At 70.3% G+C, this 21,379-nt stretch carries 22 protein-coding genes and 1 pseudogene; 19 read left to right on the top strand and 4 right to left on the bottom strand.

The genetic code is table 11. The features are described 5' to 3' along the window. The first annotated feature begins 5 nt into the window (after positions 1-5). The 7 genes and pseudogenes from gmk (at position 6) to NV348_RS02505 (ending at position 7,712) form a co-directional block, all read left to right on the top strand. Positions 6-590 carry a guanylate kinase gene (gene gmk / locus NV348_RS02535; RefSeq protein WP_218721686.1) on the top strand — a complete coding sequence of 195 codons (585 nt, stop codon included), beginning with the start codon at positions 6-8 and terminating at the stop codon, positions 588-590. After that, positions 538-897, top strand: a complete 360-nt coding sequence (gene rpoZ / locus NV348_RS02530) for a DNA-directed RNA polymerase subunit omega (RefSeq protein WP_374104921.1) — start codon at positions 538-540, stop codon at positions 895-897. The genes gmk and rpoZ overlap by 53 nt, the downstream gene beginning before the upstream one ends. Before the next feature lie 28 nt (positions 898-925). After that, positions 926-2,143 (top strand): bifunctional phosphopantothenoylcysteine decarboxylase/phosphopantothenate--cysteine ligase CoaBC, encoded by a 1,218-nt coding sequence (coaBC, locus tag NV348_RS02525; RefSeq protein ID WP_218721690.1) that lies wholly within the window; start codon positions 926-928, stop codon positions 2,141-2,143. Between the two features lie 246 nt (positions 2,144-2,389). Beyond that, a complete protein-coding gene (metK, locus tag NV348_RS02520) occupies positions 2,390-3,601 on the top strand; it encodes a methionine adenosyltransferase (protein ID WP_447145505.1) in 1,212 nt (403 codons plus the stop codon). Between the two features lie 14 nt (positions 3,602-3,615). Further along, positions 3,616-5,073, top strand: a pseudogene (locus tag NV348_RS02515) (primosomal protein N' family DNA-binding protein); the annotation flags it as partial. 1,083 nt (positions 5,074-6,156) lie between these two features. After that, complete coding sequence (locus tag NV348_RS02510) at positions 6,157-6,972, top strand: acyl-CoA thioesterase domain-containing protein (protein WP_447145504.1); 816 nt, start codon at positions 6,157-6,159, stop codon at positions 6,970-6,972. Positions 6,973-7,061: 89 nt separating this feature from the next. Beyond that, the gene (locus NV348_RS02505) at positions 7,062-7,712 is read left to right on the top strand and encodes a maleylpyruvate isomerase family mycothiol-dependent enzyme (protein ID WP_447145503.1); all 651 of its coding nucleotides are present in this window, start codon (positions 7,062-7,064) and stop codon (positions 7,710-7,712) included. Between the two features lie 32 nt (positions 7,713-7,744). Here NV348_RS02505 and NV348_RS02500 read toward each other — a convergent pair whose 3' ends face one another. Continuing rightward, entirely contained in the window at positions 7,745-8,590 is an 846-nt protein-coding gene (locus NV348_RS02500) for an SDR family oxidoreductase (protein WP_447145502.1), read from the bottom strand. A gap of 75 nt (positions 8,591-8,665) precedes the next feature. Between NV348_RS02500 and NV348_RS02495 the strand changes: the two genes are divergently transcribed. From NV348_RS02495 to NV348_RS02465, 7 genes are all read left to right on the top strand, one after another. Further along, on the top strand, positions 8,666-9,256 hold the full coding sequence (locus tag NV348_RS02495) for a TetR/AcrR family transcriptional regulator (RefSeq protein ID WP_447145501.1): 591 nt from the start codon (positions 8,666-8,668) through the stop codon (positions 9,254-9,256). A gap of 151 nt (positions 9,257-9,407) precedes the next feature. Beyond that, the gene (locus NV348_RS02490) at positions 9,408-10,064 is read left to right on the top strand and encodes a PadR family transcriptional regulator (protein ID WP_447145500.1); all 657 of its coding nucleotides are present in this window, start codon (positions 9,408-9,410) and stop codon (positions 10,062-10,064) included. Between the two features lie 66 nt (positions 10,065-10,130). Beyond that, on the top strand, positions 10,131-11,147 hold the full coding sequence (locus NV348_RS02485; protein WP_447145499.1) for an esterase/lipase family protein: 1,017 nt from the start codon (positions 10,131-10,133) through the stop codon (positions 11,145-11,147). A 77-nt stretch (positions 11,148-11,224) separates the two neighbouring features. After that, positions 11,225-11,764 (top strand): peptide deformylase, encoded by a 540-nt coding sequence (gene def, locus NV348_RS02480; protein ID WP_447145498.1) that lies wholly within the window; start codon positions 11,225-11,227, stop codon positions 11,762-11,764. Then, positions 11,764-12,687: a methionyl-tRNA formyltransferase gene (gene fmt, locus NV348_RS02475; protein ID WP_447145497.1), complete on the top strand. Its 924-nt coding sequence runs from the start codon at positions 11,764-11,766 to the stop codon at positions 12,685-12,687. The genes def and fmt overlap by 1 nt, the downstream gene beginning before the upstream one ends. A 419-nt stretch (positions 12,688-13,106) precedes the next feature. Further along, positions 13,107-14,594: an RsmB/NOP family class I SAM-dependent RNA methyltransferase gene (locus NV348_RS02470; protein WP_447150909.1), complete on the top strand. Its 1,488-nt coding sequence runs from the start codon at positions 13,107-13,109 to the stop codon at positions 14,592-14,594. Between the two features lie 253 nt (positions 14,595-14,847). Beyond that, on the top strand, positions 14,848-15,192 hold the full coding sequence (locus tag NV348_RS02465; protein WP_447145496.1) for an MmcQ/YjbR family DNA-binding protein: 345 nt from the start codon (positions 14,848-14,850) through the stop codon (positions 15,190-15,192). Positions 15,193-15,222: 30 nt separating this feature from the next. Here NV348_RS02465 and NV348_RS02460 read toward each other — a convergent pair whose 3' ends face one another. Together NV348_RS02460 and NV348_RS02455 are read right to left on the bottom strand one after the other, a co-directional pair. Next, a complete protein-coding gene (locus NV348_RS02460; RefSeq protein ID WP_447145495.1) occupies positions 15,223-16,098 on the bottom strand; it encodes an RNA polymerase sigma factor SigF in 876 nt (291 codons plus the stop codon). Continuing rightward, positions 16,098-16,520 (bottom strand): ATP-binding protein, encoded by a 423-nt coding sequence (locus NV348_RS02455; RefSeq protein ID WP_447145494.1) that lies wholly within the window; start codon positions 16,518-16,520, stop codon positions 16,098-16,100. The genes NV348_RS02460 and NV348_RS02455 overlap by 1 nt, the downstream gene beginning before the upstream one ends. 98 nt (positions 16,521-16,618) lie before the next feature. Between NV348_RS02455 and rpe the strand changes: the two genes are divergently transcribed. After that, the gene (gene rpe / locus NV348_RS02450) at positions 16,619-17,272 is read left to right on the top strand and encodes a ribulose-phosphate 3-epimerase (RefSeq protein WP_447150908.1); all 654 of its coding nucleotides are present in this window, start codon (positions 16,619-16,621) and stop codon (positions 17,270-17,272) included. A 13-nt stretch (positions 17,273-17,285) separates the two neighbouring features. On the opposite strand, the gene NV348_RS02445 is transcribed toward rpe, so the two are convergent. Further along, the gene (locus NV348_RS02445; RefSeq protein WP_447145493.1) at positions 17,286-17,759 is read right to left on the bottom strand and encodes a hypothetical protein; all 474 of its coding nucleotides are present in this window, start codon (positions 17,757-17,759) and stop codon (positions 17,286-17,288) included. A 542-nt stretch (positions 17,760-18,301) separates the two neighbouring features. Between NV348_RS02445 and NV348_RS02440 the strand changes: the two genes are divergently transcribed. From NV348_RS02440 to NV348_RS02425, 4 genes are all read left to right on the top strand, one after another. Next, positions 18,302-18,925, top strand: a complete 624-nt coding sequence (locus NV348_RS02440; protein ID WP_447145492.1) for a riboflavin synthase — start codon at positions 18,302-18,304, stop codon at positions 18,923-18,925. Positions 18,926-19,129: 204 nt separating this feature from the next. After that, positions 19,130-20,374 carry a bifunctional 3,4-dihydroxy-2-butanone-4-phosphate synthase/GTP cyclohydrolase II gene (locus NV348_RS02435; protein ID WP_447145491.1) on the top strand — a complete coding sequence of 415 codons (1,245 nt, stop codon included), beginning with the start codon at positions 19,130-19,132 and terminating at the stop codon, positions 20,372-20,374. Positions 20,375-20,405: 31 nt separating this feature from the next. Beyond that, a complete protein-coding gene (gene ribH / locus NV348_RS02430) occupies positions 20,406-20,882 on the top strand; it encodes a 6,7-dimethyl-8-ribityllumazine synthase (RefSeq protein WP_355281318.1) in 477 nt (158 codons plus the stop codon). Further along, positions 20,879-21,379: a PH domain-containing protein gene (locus NV348_RS02425; protein WP_447145490.1), complete on the top strand. Its 501-nt coding sequence runs from the start codon at positions 20,879-20,881 to the stop codon at positions 21,377-21,379. The genes ribH and NV348_RS02425 overlap by 4 nt, the downstream gene beginning before the upstream one ends.

The raw sequence follows: 21,379 nt of genomic DNA, 5'->3' as shown, positions 1-21,379 counted from the left end.
TTCAGGTGGTCGAACACACGCGGAAGGGTCGGCTGGTTGTACTGGTCGGCCCCTCGGCCGTGGGTAAGTCCACGGTCGTGCGGTGCGTGCGGGAACGCCTGCCCGAACTGGTTTTCAGCGTGTCGGCGACGACCCGGGCCCCCCGGCCCGGGGAAGTCGACGGCCGGGACTACCGTTTCGTTTCCCGAGCCGAGTTCGACGCCATGATCGAGGCGGACGAACTGCTCGAATGGGCAGACATCCATGGGGGGTTGCAGCGCTCGGGCACCCCCGCGGCCCCGGTGCGCGAAGCACTGGAGGCCGGACATCACGTCCTGCTCGAGGTCGATCTGGCCGGTGCGCGATCGGTTCGGCAGGCGATGCCCGAAGCACTGCTGGTGTTTCTCGCACCGCCGAGCTGGGAAGAACTGGTCTCGCGCCTGCGGTCACGCGGCACCGAGACGCCCGAGGTGATCGAGCGCAGACTCGAGACCGCCCGGGTCGAATTGGCGGCCTGTGACGAGTTCGACACGGTCATCGTGAACAGCGAGGTGACGACTGCCTGCGAGCAGTTGGTATCGTTATTCGTTAGCACAAATTCGAGTTCTTGACCCACTAACCCCGCAGGAGCCTCCCCTAGTGAGTACGGACACCGCAGCCGCGCCCGCGTACGACACCCCGATCGGCCTCACCAACCCGCCGATCGACGAGCTGCTCGAGCGCACGTCGTCCAAGTACGCCCTGGTGATCTACGCGGCCAAGCGCGCGCGTCAGATCAACGATTACTACAACCAGCTCGGTGACGGCATCCTCGAGTACGTCGGCCCGCTGGTCGAGCCCGGCCTGCAGGAGAAGCCGCTGTCGGTCGCCATGCGTGAAATCCACTCCGACCTGCTCGAGCACACCGAGGGCGAGTGACTATCTCTTTTCCGGAGGCGTAGAGACCATGCGGATCGTCGTCGGGGTCGGCGGGGGCATCGCCGCCTACAAGGCGTGTGCCCTCGTTCGCCGGTTCACCGAGACCGGCCATCAGGTGCGGGTCATCCCCACCGAGTCGGCCCTGCAGTTCGTCGGTAAGGCGACCTTCGAGGCACTGTCCGGCCAGCCGGTGCACACCGGTGTGTTCGCCGACGTGCCCGAGGTGCCGCATGTCCGGATCGGCCAGGAGGCCGATCTCGTCGTCATCGCCCCCGCCACCGCGGATCTGATGGCGCGCGCCGCACAGGGGCGCGCCGACGATCTGCTCACCGCCACCTTGCTGACGGCTCGATGTCCGGTGCTGTTCGCGCCCGCGATGCACACCGAGATGTGGGAGCATCCGGCGACGGTGGCCAATGTCGCGACGCTGCGCGCGCACGGCGCCAATGTCATGGAACCCGCGTCGGGCCGGCTCACCGGCACCGACACCGGTCCGGGCAGGCTGCCCGAGCCGGAGGAGATCTTCGGGCTGGCCTCGCTGCTGCTCGAACGCCCCGACGCGCTGCCCCGCGACCTGACCGGTCGTCGCGTGGTGATCACCGCCGGTGGCACCAGGGAACCGCTCGATCCGGTGCGTTTCCTCGGTAACCGCAGCTCGGGCAAGCAGGGCTACGCCCTGGCCAGGGTCGCCGCCCAGCGCGGTGCCCAGGTGACCCTGATCGCGGGCAACACCATCGAGCTCGCGCCGCCCGCCGCCGTGGACCTGGTCCACATCACCACCGCCGACCAGCTCAAGACCGCGGTCGACAAGCACGCGCTGGGCGCGGACGCGGTGATCATGGCGGCCGCGGTGGCCGATTTCCGTCCGACCCATGTCGCCGCTGCGAAGATCAAGAAGGGCGCTGACGAGCCCGACGTGATCCCGCTGACCAAGAACGAGGACATCCTCGCCGGCTTGGTCGACGCCCGCACCGACGGCAGGCTCGCCGGCACCGCGATCGTCGGCTTCGCCGCCGAGACCGGCGACGACAACGGTGACGTGCTCACCCACGCGCGCGCCAAACTGGCCAGAAAAGGCTGCGATCTGCTCGTGGTCAACGCGGTCGGGGAGGGCAAGGCGTTCGAGGTCGATACCAACGACGGCTGGTTGCTCGGTGCCGACGGCACCGAACAGGCTCTCGACCACGGCTCCAAGGCGCTGCTGGCCAGCCGGGTGCTCGACGCGCTCGTCCCCCTGCTGCGCTGACCGGGTACGGTCGCCGAAAGCTTCGCGAGATCTGTTGCGCTGCAATGATCGTCGCGCAGTGTACTGCGTACGGACGCCGTTCGGGGGCGCCTTCGCCGGTTCGGTGAACAGTCCGGGACAGTCTGTGTGCACTGCGCCACCTCGTCGGTGGTTTGGAATAGTCTGAGAAGAAGGGTTGTGCGGTAGCACCGAGAAGTTACCGTCACAAGCCGACACGAGTAACCCGTTGAGGGAGAGGGAATAACTGTGCGTACGACAGGTAGTCGGCTATTCACCAGTGAGTCCGTGACCGAGGGGCATCCGGACAAGATCTGTGACGCGATCAGCGATTCCATCCTCGACGCGCTGCTCGCGGCGGACCCGCGCAGCCGGGTCGCGGTGGAGACCATGGTGACCACGGGTCAGGTCCATGTCGCGGGCGAGGTCACCACCTCCGCCTACGCCGACATCCCGCGGATCGTCCGGGAAAAGGTCCTCGAGATCGGATACGACTCCTCCGCAAAGGGTTTCGACGGCAACTCCTGCGGTGTGAACATCGCGATCGGTGCCCAGTCGCCCGATATCGCGCAGGGCGTCGACACCTCGCACGAGGCGCGCGTCGACGGATCCGACGACGAGATCGAGCGTCAGGGCGCCGGTGACCAGGGCCTGATGTTCGGCTACGCCACCACCGACACCCCCGAGCTGATGCCGCTGCCGATCGCGCTCGCGCACCGGCTCTCGCGCAAGCTCACCGAGGTCCGCAAGTCCGGCGTGCTGCCGTACCTGCGTCCCGACGGCAAAACCCAGGTCACCATCGAATACGACGGTGACAAGCCGGTCCGGCTGGACACCGTGGTCATCTCGACCCAGCACGCGGCCGATATCGACCTGGACAACCTGCTGGCCCCCGATATCCGGTCGAAGGTCGTCGACGCCGTCATCGGCGATCTGAACCTGCCGACCCTGGACACCTCCGACATCCGCCTGCTGGTCAACCCGACCGGAAAGTTCGTGCTCGGCGGCCCGATGGGCGACGCGGGCCTGACCGGCCGCAAGATCATCGTCGACACCTACGGCGGCATGGCCCGCCACGGTGGTGGCGCGTTCTCCGGCAAGGACCCGTCGAAGGTCGACCGCTCGGCCGCATACGCCATGCGCTGGGTCGCCAAGAACGTCGTGGCCGCCGAGCTGGCGGAGCGCGTCGAGGTGCAGGTCGCGTATGCGATCGGCAAGTCGGCCCCGGTCGGCCTGTTCGTCGAGACCTTCGGCACCGAGAAGGTCGACCCGGCCCGCATCTCGGCCGCCATCTCCGAGGTCTTCGACCTGCGTCCGGGCGCGATCATCCGCGACCTGGACCTGCTGCGCCCGATCTACGCGCCGACCGCGGCCTACGGTCACTTCGGCCGCACCGATGTCGATCTGCCCTGGGAGCACACGGACCGCGCCGACAAGCTGCGCGCGGCCGTCGGTCTGTAAGACTCACCGCCCGCGTGGCAGCGGACGAGACAACGACAGCAGCGGGACACCCGATCGCTCGGGTGCTCCCGCTGCTGTCGCCTGCGCACCTGGACCGTGACTTCGACTACCTGGTGCCCCCGGAACTGGACGAGATCGCGCAGCCGGGCGTGCGGGTCCGGGTCCGTTTCGCGGGTCGCCTCGTCGACGGCTACCTGCTCGAACGTCTCCCGCGCAGCGAGCACACCGGCAAGATGGTGAAGCTCGAACGCGTCGTCTCCCCGGAGCGGGTCCTCACCCCGGAGATCCTGCGCCTGGCCACCGCCGTCGCCGCCCGCTACGCGGGCACCCGCGCCGACGTCCTGCGCCTGGCCATCCCACCCCGCCACGCCCGCACCGAGATCGGTGGAACCAAGAAGCCCACTGCCGCAGCGCGATCCGGTATCGACGAGGCGGAACTGGAAGCGGCTGAATCTGATTCGACGCCGACACCGACGCCGACGTCGGGTGCGGTGCGTCCGTATGCAACCATTCCCGAGCCGGGCGATGTATCGAATGAGTCTGCCGAAACGGTTGTGCACGTAGCAGTTCCGGGTGGCGGGGTGGGCAATCCAACCGAACCCGGTGCGGCCGTGACCGCGCCGGATGGAGTGGTGAGCAGCGATCCCGCCGAACCGGGTGCGGCCGTCGCGGTTCCGGGCCGGATCGCAGATGAGCGTGCCGAACCCGGTGCGGCTGTGACGGCTACGGATGCGGTCGCGGGCAATCGAGCAGAGGCTGCCGAGGACCGGCTCGCGGGTACGTCTGCCCACTCTGCGGCCACGGCGCCGGAGGACGCTACCGGGCTGCCCAGCGACGTCGACACCACCGCTTGGAGCAGATACCAACACGGTGCCGCCTTCGTCGCCGCGCTGAGCGACGGGCGCGCACCGCGAGCGGCCTGGCAGGCGCTGCCGGGGGAGGACTGGGCGGCGCGGTTGGCCGAGCTCGCCGCGACGGTGGTCGCGAGCGGTCGCAGTGCCGTGCTGATGGTGCCGGATCAGCGGGATCTGGATCGGTTGCTCGCCGAATGTGTTCGGCTGGTGGGGGATTCGGCTGTCGGGCTGTCGGCCGGGTTGGGGCCCGCCGCCCGGTATCGGCGGTGGCTGGCGGTGCTGCGTGGACAGGCGCGCATCGTCGTCGGCACCCGCGCCGCCGTCTTCGCGCCTGCGCGCGATCTCGGCCTGATCGCCCTCTGGGACGACGGTGACGACACCTACGCCGAGCCGCGGGCACCGTATCCGCACGCCAGGGAAGTGGCGATGCTGCGCGCCCACGAGACCGGCGCCGCCTTCGTCGCGGCTGGTTTCGCCAGGACCGCGGAGGTCCAAGCCGTCGTCGAGTCCGGCTGGGCACGGGATCTGCTCGCCGAACGCCAGGTGCTGCGCGAGGTGATGCCACGGATCAGCGCGCCGGGCGACACCGACTTCGCGCTGGAACGCGATGCGCTGGCGCGGGCGGTCCGGATGCCCGGCGTCGCGTTCGCCGCCGCGCGCGCGGCGATCAAGGAGAACGCCGCGGTGCTGGTCCAGGTGCCCCGGCGCGGTTACGTCCCCTCGCTGGCCTGCGCGAAATGCCGGACCCCCGCGCGCTGCCGGCACTGCAACGGGCCGCTGGCGTTGCCGCAGTCGAGTACGGGCGAAGCCGCGAGCCCGCAGTGCCGCTGGTGCGGCATCACCGAGGCCGCCTTCCGCTGCCAGGCGTGCGGTGCGCGCGCACTGCGCGCGATGGTGATCGGTGCCGCCCGCACCGCCGAAGAACTCGGCCGCGCCTTCCCCGGCGTCCCGATCCGTGGCTCGGGCGGTGGGGAAGTGCTCGACAGTGTCGAACCGGGTGCGCAGGTCGTGGTCGCGACCGTCGGCGCGGAACCGCTGGTGCGCGGCGGCTACGGTGTGGCGCTGCTGCTGGACGGCTGGGCGCTGCTCGGGCGGGCCGACCTGCGCGCGACCGAGGACACCCTGCGCCGGTGGATGGGCGCAGCCGCGCTGGTCCGCCCGCGCGGCCAGGTGATCGTGATGGCCGAGCCGTCACTACCCACCGTGCAGGCGCTCGTCCGCTGGGATCCGGTCCATCACGCCGCCGCCGAGCTGGAGGCTCGCGCCGAGGTCGGCTTTCCCCCCGGCCGTTCGGCTGGCGGCGATCGACGGCACCACCGCCGCCATCGCCGAATTGCTCGATGCCGCGCAGCTTCCGGACCGGGTCGACATCCTCGGACCGGTACCGCTGCCGCCGACCGCCCGCAAACCCTTCTCCGGCTCCGACCAGCCGGCCGAGGTCGAGCGCATGCTGCTGCGGGTGGGTCGCACCGAGGGCGGCCCGCTCGCCCGTGCGCTCACAGCGGCCCAGGCGGTGCGCAGCTCGCACCGGTCGGACGCGCCGTTACGGGTTCAGATCGACCCGGTCGACATCGGCTGACGGGGTGGTCTCGCGGTCGGACCGGGCCGGCGAGACCGCGCAGCTCGGTCGTCGAGCGCCTGCCGCAGCAGTGGTCCGCTGCCCTGTCCTACCATGACCTCGGGTGAGCAGAGAGGATCGTGGTGGAGTTCTTCACGACACGCGACGGGACGTACGTGGCGAGCGATCTGGCGGTGAGCCGCTGGTCGCCGAACCAGTTGCACGGCGTCGCGGTGTGCGGCCTGCTCGCGCTGGAAGCCGAGAAGCACAGCCCGGGAACGGGATTCATCCCGGCGCGGCTCTCGGTCGACCTGTTCCAGCAGGTCACCCGGGACCCGATCACGCTGCACAGTGCGGTGGTGCGGGCCGGCAATCGCATCAAGGTCGTCGACTCGTGGCTCGTCCAGCAGGACCAGACGCGGGCCAGGGCGACGGTGACCTTCCTGGCCGCCACCGACGACCCGCCGGGCACGGTCTGGCAGCCGCCACGGGCGTTGCCCGCCCCCGCGGAACGCCGCGACGATCCGCAGGGCGCCCTGCCGCTGTTCAAGTCCGGTGATGCCGACTGGATCGCCGACTTCGGCGCGGCGCGCGACGCCGAGCGCAAAGTCACCTGGCAGAACCTGCCCCCGCTGGTGGCCGGGGAGCCGTTCACCCCGTTCCAGCGGGCCGCCGCCACCGGTGACCTCACCAACCTCGTCTGCCACTGGGGTTCGGGCGGCGTCGGCTACATCAACGCCGACATGACCCTCACGCTGTCCCGCCTGCCGGTGGGTCCGGAACTCGGCATGCAGGCCCTCGATCACATCGGCAACGCCGGCATCGCGGTGAGTACCGCGACCATGTACGACCGCGAAGGCCCGCTCGGCACCTGCGTGATCACCGCCGTGGCCAACGACCGGCGCCGGTCGGCCCCGGCCCACCGGGGCGAACCGGTGCCCGCGACCGCCGAAGGCTGACCCGGGCCCGATGAATTCGCCCGGTCGGCGTCGTCTGCACTGACGACGGCGCGCGCCCGCGCGTCCCCCGACTGTGCCTGGAGGTCCCTGTGGCGACAACCCCCGCTCACGACGAACTGTGGGCGATGACCCACGCCGAACGGGCGGTCTTGGCCGACGACCTCGCCGGTCTGGACGACGACCAGTGGGCCCGGCGGTCGCTGTGCGGGAACTGGGTGGTCGAGGAGGTCGTCGCCCACCTCACCGCCGCGGCGAGCATCGGGCGACTGCGCTGGCTGGCCAGCGTCCTCGGTGCCCGCTTCGACTTCGATCTGCACAATGCCCGGCGGCTCGCCGAACACCGTGGCGCGACGCCCGCCGAGACGCTCGCCCGGTTCCGCGCGGTCGGCACCAGCACGACCGCGGCATCCGGGCACACCGCGGCCTGGCTCGGCGAGGTCGTCGTCCACGGCCAGGACATCCGCCGACCGCTCGGGCTGTCCACCACCCCGTCGACCGAGGCCGCCACCGCGGTCGCCGGCTTCTACGCGAGCCGCGATTTCACCGTGCCCAGCAAGACCACCATCGCCGGCCTGCGCCTGGAAGCCACCGACGGGCCGTTCACCGCGGGCACCGGTCCGCTGGTCAGCGGTCCGACGATCGCGCTGGTGATGGTCATGGCGGGCCGCACCGCCTTCGCCGACGAGCTCACCGGGCCCGGCCTGCCCACCGTGCGAGCCCGGCTGAACGACAAGGCGTGAGCTGAGCCGGATCGCCCGGTGCGCCACCCCGCTCAGCGGTACATCGCGCGGTGTCGCAGTGCCCACTCCGCGTATGAGGTCGCCGGGCGGCCGAGTACCCGTTCGATGTCGCCGCTGACCTGCTGCTCCGCCGCGGTCGGCGTGCCGAGGATGGTCAGCGTGTGGTCGGCGACCGCCTCCGGCATGAACCGCAGCATGTTCTCCTTCGCCTGGGCCGCGGTGAGTTCGACGAAGCCGATGGGCTCGCCGACGGCCGCGGCGAGCGCGGCCGCCTGCTCGCGCGGGGTCACCACGGCCGGACCGGTCAGCGTGTAGGCGCGACCGGCGTGCCCGTCCCCGCGCAGGGCGACGGCCGCGACCGCCGCGATGTCGCCCGGGTCGACCGCGGGCAGGCCGACCTCGCCGAACGGCGCGGCGACGGTGCGCGCGGTGCGCACCGGCTCGATCCAGGCATAGGTGTTGGAGAAGAACGCGCCCGGCCGCAGCGCGGTCCAGGCGAGGTCGGACTCCGCCAGCGCCCGCTCGAAGGCGATGGTCCGCGCGTAGCCGGCGGACTCGGGGCGGGTCACCGCGCCCTGCGAGGACACGAACACCACCCGGCGGATACCGGCGGCGGACGCGGCCTTCAGCAGCTGGGCCGGTTCGGGTCCGGTCATCAGCTGCTCGCCGGTGATCAGCAGGAACAGGGCGTCGGCGCCCTGGAACGCGGGGGAGAGGCTGTCGAGGTCGCCCAGATCGGCGACGACGTGGTCCACGCCCGCGGGCAGGTCGACGGGACTGGCACCGCGCGACACGGCTTTGACCCGCTCGCCCGCCTCGGCGAGCAGGCCGACCAGCTGGCGGCCGATATTGCCGGTGGCACCGGTGACGACGATCATGTGAACTCCTTGTGAGTTAGTTGGCTGACTAACTCACCGTAGCAACGCTCGACCGGGCTGTCTATAGTTAGTTGTATGACTGACTCAGTGGCGCAGGTGCGGCCGAAGATCGGGAAGCGGGAGCGGCTCGTCGAGGCGGCCGCGCGGGTCTTCTACGAGCAGGGCATCGAGAAGACGACCATCGCCGACATCGCCGCGGCGGCCGACGTGCCGGTCGGCAACGTCTACTACTACTTCAAGACCAAGGACCAGTTCGTCCAGGCCGTGATCGACACCCACGCGGGGGTGCTGGCCGAGATCGTCGCCCGGCTCGAGCCGCTGCCCGGACCCGCCGAACGCTTGAAGGCGATGGTCGCGAGCTGGGTGGATCAGCGCGACCTCGCCGCCCGCTACGGCTGCCCGACCGGCTCGCTGGCCGCCGAGCTCGACAAGCGTCCCGACGCCTTCGGTGGCGAACCGGCGCGGCTGATGAGCCTGCTGATCGACTGGGCGCGGGGCCAGTTCACCGAACTCGGCAGATCCGACGCCGCCGAACTCGCCGTCGCCTTCGTCGCGGCCTATCAGGGAATCTCCCTGCTCGCCAACACCTTCCGCGACCCCGGCCTGATGGTGACCGAGGGGGCGCGGCTGGAACGCTGGATCGACGAGCTGGCCGCGCGGGGCTGAACTCACCCGGCGGGCGGCCGGTCCGAGCGCAACAGATCGATCGCGGTGGGCTGGCCCGCTCGGTCGTCGTCGGAGCACTCCTCGCCTTCGATGCATTGACGATATATCGTCGATAGAGTCAAGAGCATCGAGGGAGCCCGAGGAGGCTGTCATGCACAACGCAGAGAATCGAGAATTCGGACACTTCGGTCGCGGTCGTGGACCCGGCCATGCGGAATTCGGTCCCGATCGGCGGCAGTTCCGCCGGGGTGGGCGACATGGGCACGGTCCCGAGTTCGGCCCCGGGTTCGGCCCGGGTTTCGGTCCCGGCTTCGGTCGTGGACGCGGCCGCGGTGGCCGGGGCAGGCGCGGTGACGTGCGGGCCGCGGTGCTGTTGCTGCTCGTCGAGCGGCCCATGCACGGCTACGAGCTGATCCAGCAGATCCGCGAGCGTAGCGACGACGTCTGGCGTCCGAGCCCGGGTTCGATCTACCCGGCATTGGCCCAGCTCGAGGACGAGGGTCTGGTGCTCATCGAGAAGGTGGCCGGTCGCAAGACCGCCCAGCTCACCGACGAGGGCAAGGCCTACGTCGAGGCCAACCGCGAGGAGATCGGTGACCCGTGGGCCGAGGTCAAGCAGGATATCGGCGCCCAGGCGCTGGATCTGCGCGGCCTGGTCGGGCAGGTCATGGGCGCGGTCGGTCAGGTCGCTCAGGTCGGCACGGCGGAGCAGGCGGCCAAGGCTGCCGAGGTGCTCACCGAGACCCGGCGGGCGCTGTACCGCATCCTCGCCGAGGACGATGTCACGCCCGGAGGCGACCCCCGATAATTCAGGGCACTCTTACCCCCTTCGTGGGGGTGCGAAACCCACGCGGACGGTGTAATTCTTTGGGATATGGAACAGCCGCGGCGCAGGTGGGTTTGGGGAACGGCACAACGGCGACGAATCGGCGTGCTCGCCTTAGCCGTCGCGGCGGTGATCGCGGCCGCGGTGGCCTCGCCCGCCGCCGCCGAACCGGCCGGATACCGGCCCGCCATCGTGCCGAACGAGCCGGGCCCCCGCCAGCAGGACCATCTCGCCGCCGCCCGCTACCTCGACACGCATCCCGGCGCGGTTCCGTTGGGGGTCAACAACTTCGGCTGTAAGCCGACCGCCGAACATCCGCGTCCGGTGGTCCTCGTGCACGGTACCGACTCGAGCGCCTACTCCGATTGGGCGGGTATCGGACCGCAACTCGTCGACGCGGGCATGTGTGTGTTCGCCCTGAACTACGGCGGCGCGCCGGGCGCCGACACCTACGGCACCGAGGACATGCGGGTCAGCTTCGCCCAGCTCGCCGCGTTCGTCGACGACGTGCTGGTCGCGACCGGGACCACGAAGGTCGACCTGGTCGGTTTCTCCCAGGGCGCCACGGTCAGCCGCTTCTATGTCAACAAGCTCGGTGGCGCGGCGAAGGTCGGCACCTGGGTCGGGCTCGCCTCGCCCAGCTACGGCGGGGTGATGTACGGCCTGGTCCCGGTGGGGCAGGCCGTACCCGGCATGATGGACGTCTTCGCCAAGGTCACCTCGACGGCGGCGGTCCAGCAGGCACAGGGCGAACCGCTCATGGTCGAGCTCAACGCGGGCGGCGACACCGTGCCCGGCGTCCGCTACGTCACCGTCGGCAGCCGCGTGGACGAGATGATCCAGCCCTTCGACAACATCGCCCTGCACGGTGCGGGCGCCGAGAACCTGGTGCTGCAGGACCTGTGCTCCGACGACCTGACCGGCCATTTCCACATGGTCTACGACCCGTTCGTGCAGCAACTGCTGCTGCGGGTGCTGGATCCGGCGCACGCGCCCGCTCCCGTGTGCACACCCGTCGCCCTCGGCACCGGCATCCCCCAGGTGATCATCGCCGGGAACTCCTGACGACCACGCCGGACGGGAGCACCGGCCGCGGTCACTAGAATGGGACGACCGCACTTCGTCCAGCCGGGAGCCGCCGCGTGACCATTCAGCCCGTTCGCCTGTTCGGCGATCCGATTCTGCGTTCCCGTGCGGATGCGGTCACCGAGTTCGGTGCCGAACTCGGTCAGCTCATCGCCGATCTCACCGAGACCATGCACGACGACGGCGGTGTCGGGATGGCGGCGCCGCAGATCGGTGTCGGGCTGCGGGTGTTCGTCTACGACACCGGCGACGCCGCGGGTCATGTGGTGAACCCGGAGTGGTCGGCGATCGGCGACGAGGAGCAGGTCGGGCCGGAAGGCTGCCTGTCGATTCCCGGCGTGCGCTACGACGTGCGCCGGGCCATGCGGGTCGAGGTCGTCGGCGTCGACAGTGCCGGTGCGCCGGTGGAATTCGAGGCCGAGGGGCTGCTGGCGCGGTGCGTGCAGCACGAGACCGACCACCTCGACGGCGTGCTGTTCGTCAACAAGCTCGAGCCCGCCGACCGCAAGGACGCGATGCGCACCATCCGCGAATCCGACTGGTTCCGCGCCGGTGTCACCGTGCGCGAGTCCAGCGGTGTCGGCGGTGGCCGCTGATGCGCGTCGTCTTCGCAGGCACCCCCGAACCCGCCGTGCCGTCGCTGCGGCGGCTGATCGACAGCGATCGCCACGAGGTGGTCGCGGTGGTCACCCGGCCCGACGCCGTCGCGGGCCGTGGCCGCAAGCTGCTGCGCTCGCCGGTCGGGCAGCTCGCCGACGAGCACGGCATTCCGGTGCTCACCCCGCGCAAGCCGTCCGAGCCCGAGTTCGTCGCCGCGCTGACCGAGCTCGCACCGGACTGCTGCCCGGTGGTCGCCTACGGTGCGCTGCTGCCCCAGCAGGTGCTCGACATTCCCGTGCACGGCTGGATCAACCTGCACTTCTCGCTGCTGCCCGCCTGGCGCGGCGCGGCGCCGGTACAGGCGGCGATCGACGCCGGTGACGATATGACCGGCGCGTCGACCTTCCTCATCGAGGCCGGACTCGATACCGGCCCGGTGTACGGCGTGATGACCGAGAAGATCAACGTCACCGACACTGCGGGTGAATTGCTCGGCCGGCTGGCCGAAGCGGGCGCGGTGCTGTTGGAGAAGACCATGGACGGGGTGGAGGACGGGACGCTGCGCGCGATTCCGCAATCCACCGACGGAGTGTCGTACGCGCCGAAGGTGACCGTGGAGGCGGGCCGGATCCGGTTCGACGAGCCCGCGCTGGCCATCCACCGCCGCATCCGCGCCGTCACCCCGGCGCCCGGCGCGTGGACCGAGATGAACGGACTGCGCCTCAAGCTCGGCCCGGTAGAGATGGTGGAGGAAACCTTGCCCGAAAGCGAGATCGAGGTGCGCAAGTCCGGCGTCTTCGTCGGCACGTCGACCACGGCGATCCGGCTCGGCCAGGTCCAGCCACCCGGCAAGAAGATGATGAACGCCCTCGACTGGGCTCGCGGCGCGCGGCTGGCACCGGGCCAGGTGATCGGATGAGCGCCTCCGATCGCCGGCGTCGCCGGGAAGCCGACGCACGCGGCGGCACTACGCCACGTGACGAGAAGAAGGTGTCGGGCAAGGACGTCGACGGCGGCTGGGCGGCCCGCGCCGCCAAGGGCGGTGGCACCGTCCGCGCGGGCGGCGGGACTCCGCAGCGCGCCGGTGGTTCGCGCTGGTCGGACGACCGCGGCGACACCGGAGACCGACGGTCCAGTGGGTCCGCGCGCGACGCGGGTGACCGGCGCGAAGGTGACAGCGGCCGCGGCGCGAGCGGCTGGCGGCGTGACGACCGGGGTCGTGGCGCGAGCGATTCGCGTGACGAACGGTCGGGTGGTCCGCAGGGCCGGGGCGGTGCCACCGGTGGTCGGGCTGGTGCGGATCGTGGTGCGCGCGCCGGGGATACACGGGGTGGCGCGGTGGGTGGCTCGCGCGCGGGCGGCGATGCCGCGCGCGGTGGCAAGCGGCCCGCGAGTGAGCGCGGTGGTAGTCAGGCCGGGCGGGGCTCGGAGCGCAGGAGTGCGGATCGGCCGGATCCGAGTGTGCCGAGTCCGCGTAAGCGGCGCGGTGAACCCGTCGATCCGGCCCGGGAAGTAGCTCTCGATGTGCTGCGGGCGGTGCGCGATCGCGACGCCTACGCCAACCTGGTGCTGCCGAAGCTGTTGCGCGAGCGCAAGATCACCGGACGCGACGCCGCGTTCGCGACCGAACTCACCTACGGCGCCAGCCGGTCGCAAGGGCAGCTCGACGCGGTGATCGCGGCGTGCGCGGGCAGGCCGGTCGCCGAGATCGACGGACCGATCCTCGACATCCTGCGCCTCGGCGTCTACCAGCTGCTGCGCACCCGGACGAGCGCGCACGCCGCCGTCGACACCTCCGTCGACCTGGCCCGCGCCGAATTCGGCCAGGGCCGAGCCGGTTTCGTCAACGCCGTGCTGCGCCGGGCGGGGGAGAAGACCGTCGAGGAGTGGGTGGCCGAACTGGCCCCCGCCGATCCCGTCGGCGGCCTCGCCTTCGAATACGCCCACCCCACCTGGATCGCCCAGTCCTTCGCCGACGCGCTCGGCGCGCACGCGGGCGAGCTGGGTGCGCTGCTGGCCGCCGACGACGAGCGCCCGGTCGTGCACCTGGTCGCGCGGCCCGGTGAGATCACCGCTGAGGAACTCGCGCTGGTCACCGGTGGCGAGGAGGGTCGCTGGTCGCCGTACGCCGTGTACCTCGACGGCGGCGACCCCGGTCAGCTGGAGCCGGTGCGCGAAGGAATCGCGGCCGTGCAGGACGAGGGCAGTCAGCTGGTCGCGCTCGCTCTGACCAGGGCACCCCTGGACGGCCCCGATCAGGGCCGCTGGCTCGACCTCTGCGCGGGTCCGGGCGGCAAAGCGGCCTTGCTGGGCGCACTGGCCGCGATCGACCTGTTCGCCGTCGACGCCGTCGAACCGGCCGAGCACCGAGCCGAACTGGTCCGCAAGTCCACCCGTGGCCTGCCGGTGACCGTGCACGTCGCCGACGGCCGCGACAGCGGGCTGGCTCCCGGCTACGACCGCATCCTCGTCGACGCACCCTGCACCGGGCTGGGCGCGCTGCGCCGCCGTCCGGAGGCCCGCTGGCGGCGGACCCCGGCCGACGTGCCGGAACTGGTCACCCTGCAGCGCGAACTGCTTGCCGCCGCTTGGGACCTGCTTCGTCCCGGCGGGGTGGTCGTGTACTCGACCTGCTCCCCGCATCTGTCCGAAACCGTCGGCGTCGTCGGCGATTTCGTCCGCCGCTCCGGGGCCGAGCAACTCGACACCCGCGAGTACCTGCCCGGCGTCACCGATCTCGGCGACGGCCCGGCGGCGCAGCTGTGGCCGCATCGCCACGGCACCGACGCCATGTTCCTCGCGGCCCTGCGCAAACCGCTCGGCTGACACCGTCCGTGGCCGGCGACGGGCCGCCGGCCACGGACGACATCACACCGGTACAGCTCCGGCTCGTGCCGGATCAGTTCGTCGTCGGCGCGACCGAGCTCCGAGGGCGCAGCGGTATCGACGTCCGGCCAGGTACCCGCCGCGCTGCGTTACCGCAGGCCGCGCTGCTGCCTTCGTCGGAGTTCGACCGGCGACGGGCAGACACGCGACATTCGTCCAATCGTCCCGCCCCGCAGCGGCGCAGAATCGGTCCATGGCGATGACATGGGAACAGGTGGTGGCGGTGGCGACGGCGCTACCGGGTGTCGAGGAAGGCACCTGGTGGCGCACTCCGGGACTGAAAGTCGGCGGCAAGGGCTTCGCGCGGTTGCGAGTCGAAGCCGAGGGCGGCCTGGCGCTGCTGTGTGAACCGGCCGAGAAGGAAGCCCTGCTGGCCTCCGGTGACCCGGTGTTCTACACGACACCGCACTACGACGGGCATCCGTTCATCCTGATCGATCTCACGGCGGTCGATCCCGGACAACTCGCCGAACTCATCGACAGTGCCTGGTGGCTGCGGGCGCCCGCCCGGATGCGGCGCGAGCGGCAGGGCGCATAGGGGACGTCATTGTCCCGGCGCGACGGGGATTCAGTCCCGCTCGGACAATTCGCGCAGGCGAGCAAGGGTTTTCGCGAGGATGCGCGAGACATGCATCTGGGAGATCCCCAGCTGGGCGGCGATCTGGGTCTGGGTCATCGATTCGAAGAAGCGCATCGTCAGGATGCGGCGTTCGCGTTCGGGCAGCCCGGCCAGCAGCGGGCGCACCGCGATGTATTCCTCGACCCGGTCGAACTGCGACTCCTCCTCGCCGAGGGTGTCGAGCAGCGACGCGTCGCTGTCGCGGCCGACCGACGCGGCATCGATCGAGGTCGGCTGATACGCGTTGCCCGCGATGACCGCCTGGGTCACCTCGTCGGGGTCGACCTCGAGCTCGGCCGCGATCTCCTTCGCGGTGGGGGAGCGGCCCAGCCGTTGCGACAGCTGGTCGACCGCGGCCCCGATGCGTAGGTGGGTCTCCTTGACCCGGCGCGGAACTCGCATCGCCCAGGTGTTGTCGCGGAAGTAGCGCCGGACCTCGCCCATGATCGTCGGCACCGCGAACGACAGGAAGTTCGAGCCGCGGCTCAGGTCGAACCGGTCCACCGCGTGCACCAGGCCGACGCGCGCCACCTGCGACAGATCGTCGAACGGTTCGCCGCGGCCGCTGAACTTCCTGGCGATGTGATCGGCCAGCGGAATGCAGCGGTTGATCAGCGCGTCGCGCGCCACGGCGTGCTCGACGCTGCCGGGCGCGGTCGCCGCGAGACGCTCGAACAGGGCGCTGACGTCGTCGTAACCGGAGACCGGCTCCTCGGTCTCGGTGTCGTCGACGGTGTCCTCGGCAGGGTTCTCCGGTTCGGTGACGGTGTCGGCGCGGGTTTCCTGGTCGGGCTGCTGGTCTTCGGTGGTGTCTTCGCCGTGCACTACGCCTTCCCCCGGACCCGACGGAATCGGACCGTCGTCGGAAAACCGGACACGGCCGCGTCGAAGCCCTGCTGGTCGGCGCTCACCTCGTCGCTGAGCGTGCGCAGTACATGCCAGCCGAAGCTGCGCTGGTCGGGCATGCCCTCGGCCGCGGCCACGCCGTCGACGCGCACCAGCAGTTCGGTGTCACCGACGACGAATTCGCAGGTGAGCGCCGAATCGGGCGCGGCGATCGCGATGAGTGTCGAGCAGACCTCGTCCACGGCCAGGCGCACGTCGGCGACCTCGTCGAGGGTGAAATCGCTGAGTAGGACCAGGGTTTCGGCCAGTCCGCGCAGGATCGGCAGCTGGGTCAGCGATGCTGCTACGCGAATCTCCACCGGGGCGCTGAACAGCCCTTGTTCCGCCGAAAAATTGGTCACCCTACGGAGGCTACCCACATCCCGGCAGGGCAATCACCATTTGGTCGCTACACTTGCGCGCTGTGTCCACACCGACGTTCACCCGCCCGGCCGTGCCGATGATCGCCCCGTCCATCCTGTCTGCGGACTTCGCGAATTTGGCCGCCGAGGCCGCCGCTGTCGAAGGATCCGACTGGCTCCACGTCGATGTGATGGACGGCCATTTCGTGCCGAACCTCACACTCGGCCTGCCCGTCGTGCAGAGTCTGCTCAAGGCCACCGACATCCCGTTCGACTGCCACCTGATGATCGACGACCCGGGCCGCTGGGCGCCGGGCTACGCCGAGGCGGGCGCCTACAACGTCACCTTCCACGCGGAGGCGACCGACGACCCGATCGCGGTGGCCCGCGATATCCGCGCCGCCGGCGCCAAGGCCGGGCTCTCGGTGAAGCCGAACACCCCGATCGAGCCGTACCTGGAAATCCTGAAGGATTTCGACACCCTGCTCGTGATGAGTGTGGAACCCGGGTTCGGCGGGCAGTCGTTCATCCCGAGTGTGCTGGAGAAGGCGCGGATCGTGCGCAATCTCGTCGACGCGGGTGAGCTGCGGCTCATCGTGGAAATCGACGGCGGCATCAATACCGACACGATCGAACAGGCCGCCGCGGCGGGTATCGATTGTTTCGTCGCCGGCTCGGCCGTCTACAACACCGCCGATCCCGGCGCCGCCGTGCAGACATTGCGCAGCATGGCGACGTCGGCCTGGCTGTAGCACGCGAATTCGGTTAGAGGGAGCGGAGTTTGCGGGTGCCCAGCGCCCGCGCCGCGTCGATCACGGCGTGCAGCGGGGGCCGGTTGTCGGCGGCCTCCGGTGCCTGCACCCAGGTGCGGTAGCCGGTGCGCTCGTCATCGGGCGAGGGCAGCACGATCTGGCTGCCGTTGCACGCGACCGTCGCGTAGAGCCGGAACAACTCGGCGGACGCGGTAGCGGTCAGCAGGGTGTCGGGGCGGCACGGGCCGGTCAGGAATGTCCAGCGCCTGGCTCGTGGATGGTCGACGACCGGGCCCGCGATGGCGGCGCCGCGCAACCGGGCCTGCACCCGCTCGCCGAGATCACCCGGCATGGTGACCGCGCCGTAGTGCGCGCCGATCTGGAGCAGAATGCGACGGGAGTCCGGATCTATCGTCGCGGGCAGGTGGAGTTCCCGCCGATAACGGACGCAACGAATTTCCAGCGTGGAATCGACCAATGTGCTCACGCAGCACCCCCACATCTTTCGAACCTGTTGTGACCCACAGTGTTGTCTGACTTCCTGGAGTGGTGGACTATCCCTGGGTCGAACTCCCCGCGGCTGCGCCGCAGGTCGGATGCGCCGCCGACCAGCCCATGATCATCAGTTGAACGGCAAGAATCGGTGACGTAACAATGTTGCGTCAATGGCGTCATCGGCGCAAGCATTCGAATCATCGTGTTTCGAGTTCGGAATTCCGGGGTAAAGCCAGGTTAGAGCCGTCGAGTGAATTGCCGCGACCGGTTCGCTGAAAATTCGATTGAACGATTACCGCCGGAATGATTAACGGTGGGGTTGCGTCATGTCGATCTCTGTTTGCCGTCCGTTCGATGCGCCGGGCTCGTTTCCCCGGACTCGATCGTGCTCGCGGTCCGATTCGACCCCGACTCGTCGGGGCTCACTCGCCCCGCCACTAGGCTGTGCGGCGAGCGGGTACCGCCGGGAATAGCGGCCACGCACCTGCTTGTTGGGCCCAACGGGTACGGATGACGCGACAAGGGAGTGCAGGCATGTTCACAGGGATCGTCGAAGAGCTGGGCGAGATCGTCGCCACCGAACAGCTGGCCGACGCCGCCCGGTTGACGATCCGCGGCAAGCTGGTGACTTCCGATGCCGGCCACGGCGATTCGATCGCCGTCAACGGCGTCTGCCTGACCGTGGTCGACGTGGTCGACGGCGACAGCTTCACCGTGGACGTCATGGCGGAGACGCTGAACCGGTCGAGCATCGGCGCGCTGGTGACCGGGTCCCGGGTCAACCTCGAGCGGGCCGCGGCGCTCGACAGCCGCCTCGGCGGCCATCTCGTCCAGGGCCACGTCGACGGCACCGGCACCGTGCTCTCGCGGACCCCGTCGGAGAATTGGGAGGTCGTACGGATCTCGCTGCCCGACGCGATCGCGCGCTACGTGGTGGAGAAGGGCTCGATCACCGTCGACGGCGTCTCCCTCACCGTCTCGGGCCTCGGCATCGCCGACGAGCCCGCCGCCGACGGCCATCGCGACTGGTTCGAGGTGTCGCTGATCCCGACCACACTGGCGCTGACCGTGCTGGGCACCGCCCCGGTCGGCGCCACGGTGAATCTCGAGGTCGACGTGATCGCCAAGTACGTTGAACGACTCGCCCAACGCGGATGACCCGGCAGACGGGACGCGGTCGGCGGAACTCCCGATCGCACGCCGTAATGTAGTAGTCGATGCCAACCCCCGGTTTCCCGGCCGCCTCGATTCTGGACCGACCAGAGGATGCGACGAAGGAGTGCCCGGCGGGAGGGAAGAATCGAGGCCGCGAGGCCGAGAAAACCCGCGGCGCCAGCCGCTAAGAATACGGAGCAAGCAGACGTGACCAGGTTGGACAGCATCGAGCGCGCGGTCGCCGATATCGCGGCCGGTAAGGCTGTCGTCGTCGTGGACGACGAGGACCGTGAGAACGAGGGCGATCTCATCTTCGCGGCCGAGAAGGCCACCCCGGAGCTGGTCGCGTTCATGATCCGCTACACCTCCGGCTACATCTGCGTGCCGCTGACCGGCGACGACTGCGACCGCCTCGGCCTGCCGCCCGCCTACGCGATGAACCAGGACAAGCACGGCACCGCCTACACCGTCTCGGTCGACGCGCGCGAGGGCATCACCACCGGGATCTCCGGCGCGGACCGCGCGGTCACCATGCGCCTGCTGGCCAGCGCCCAGACCAAGGCCGACGAGTTCACCCGGCCGGGCCACGTGGTGCCGCTGCGCGCCAAGGACGGCGGCGTGCTGCGCCGCCCCGGCCACACCGAGGCCGCGGTCGACCTGGCCCGGATGGCCGGTCTGCGCCCGGCGGGCGTGATCTGCGAGATCGTCAGCCAGAAGGACGACGGCCACATGGCCCGCACCGACGAGCTGCGGGTCTTCGCCGACGAACACGACCTGGCGATGATCTCGATCGCCGACATGATCGCCTGGCGGCGCAAGCACGAGAAGCACGTCGTGCGGGTGGCCGAAGCGCGGATCCCGACCGCGCACGGCGACTTCAAGGCGGTCGGATACCAGAGCATCTTCGACGAGGCCGAGCACGTCGCGCTGGTGCGCGGCGATATCTCCGACGGCGAGGACGTGCTGGTGCGGGTGCACTCCGAGTGCCTGACCGGCGACGTCTTCGGTTCGCTGCGCTGCGACTGCGGTCCGCAGCTGGACGCGGCGCTGGAGATGGTCGACCAGGAAGGCCGCGGTGTCGTGCTCTACATGCGCGGGCACGAGGGCCGTGGCATAGGCCTGATGCACAAGCTGCAGGCCTACCAGCTGCAGGACACCGGCCGCGACACCGTCGACGCCAATCTCGATCTCGGCCTGCCCGCCGACGCGCGCGATTACGGCACCGGCGCGCAGATCCTGGTCGACCTGGGAATCCGGTCGATGCGCCTGCTCACCAACAACCCGGCCAAGCGCGTCGGGCTCGACGGCTACGGCCTGCGGATCACCGAGCGGGTGCCGATGCCGCTGCGCGCCAACGCCGAGAACCTGCACTACCTGCGCACCAAGCGGGACCGGATGGGCCACGACCTGATCGGCCTGGACGACCTGGATCTGGGCGAAACCGCGCAGTGATCACCACGCACACTCCCGAAAGGCGGCAACGATGAGCGGCACGGGTGTCCCGTCCTTCGCGCTGGCCCAGGCCAAAGACGTCAAACTCGGCATCGTCGCCTCGCGCTGGCACACCGAGATCTGCGACACCCTCGTCGCCAACGCGCAACGCGTCGCGAAGGAAGCCGGCGTCGAGCAGGTGACCGTGGTGCGCTGCGCCGGTGCGATGGAACTGCCGGTGGTCGCCCAGGAACTGGCCCGCACGCACGACGCCGTCGTGGCGCTGGGTGTGGTGATCCGTGGTGGCACACCGCATTTCGAGTACGTGTGTGACGCGGTGACCGCGGGCCTCACCCGGGTGTCGCTGGACGCGGCGACCCCCGTCACCAACGGCGTGCTGACCACGAACGACGAGGAGCAGGCGCGCGACCGCGCCGGGCTGCCCGGTTCGGCGGAGGACAAGGGCGAGCAGGCCTGCGCCGCCGCCCTCGACGCCGCGCTCACCTTGCGCGCGCTGCGATCGGCGTGACCGTGCCGGTGGTGCGGACCTGGCGGCGCGGTTCGGGTGCCCCCGAACCGGAGTCGGCCTGGGAGTTCGAGGTGCGTCCGCGCCGGGCGATCCGGACCTCGGTGGTCGTCGCGATCGTCATCCTGGTCTTCTTCACCTTCGGCGGGCTGCTGCTGCGCACCGGTTCGACCGGCGTGAACTTCCGGTTCGCCGACCAGATCGCGATGATCCTGATCGGTGTCCTCGGCGCGGGCGCGGTCCTGCTGCTCACCCGCCCCCGGGTGCGCGCGGGCGCCACCGGCGTCTCGGTCCGCAACATCCTCGGCGACCACGAATACCCCTGGTCCTACGTCCGCGGCGCGACCTTCCCCGACCGCAAGTCCTGGGCCCGCCTCGAACTCGCCGACGACGACTACGTCCCCATGCTCGCGATCCGCGCCAACGACAAGGCCCACGCCGCCGACGCCATCGAGCGACTCCGCGAACTCGGCGCGAAGTACACCACCACCCAGGACTGA

Source organism: Nocardia fodinahabitans (assembly GCF_052983615.1).
Note: the sequence above shows the minus strand (reverse complement) of the source record. Positions and strands in the feature narration are given on the sequence as shown.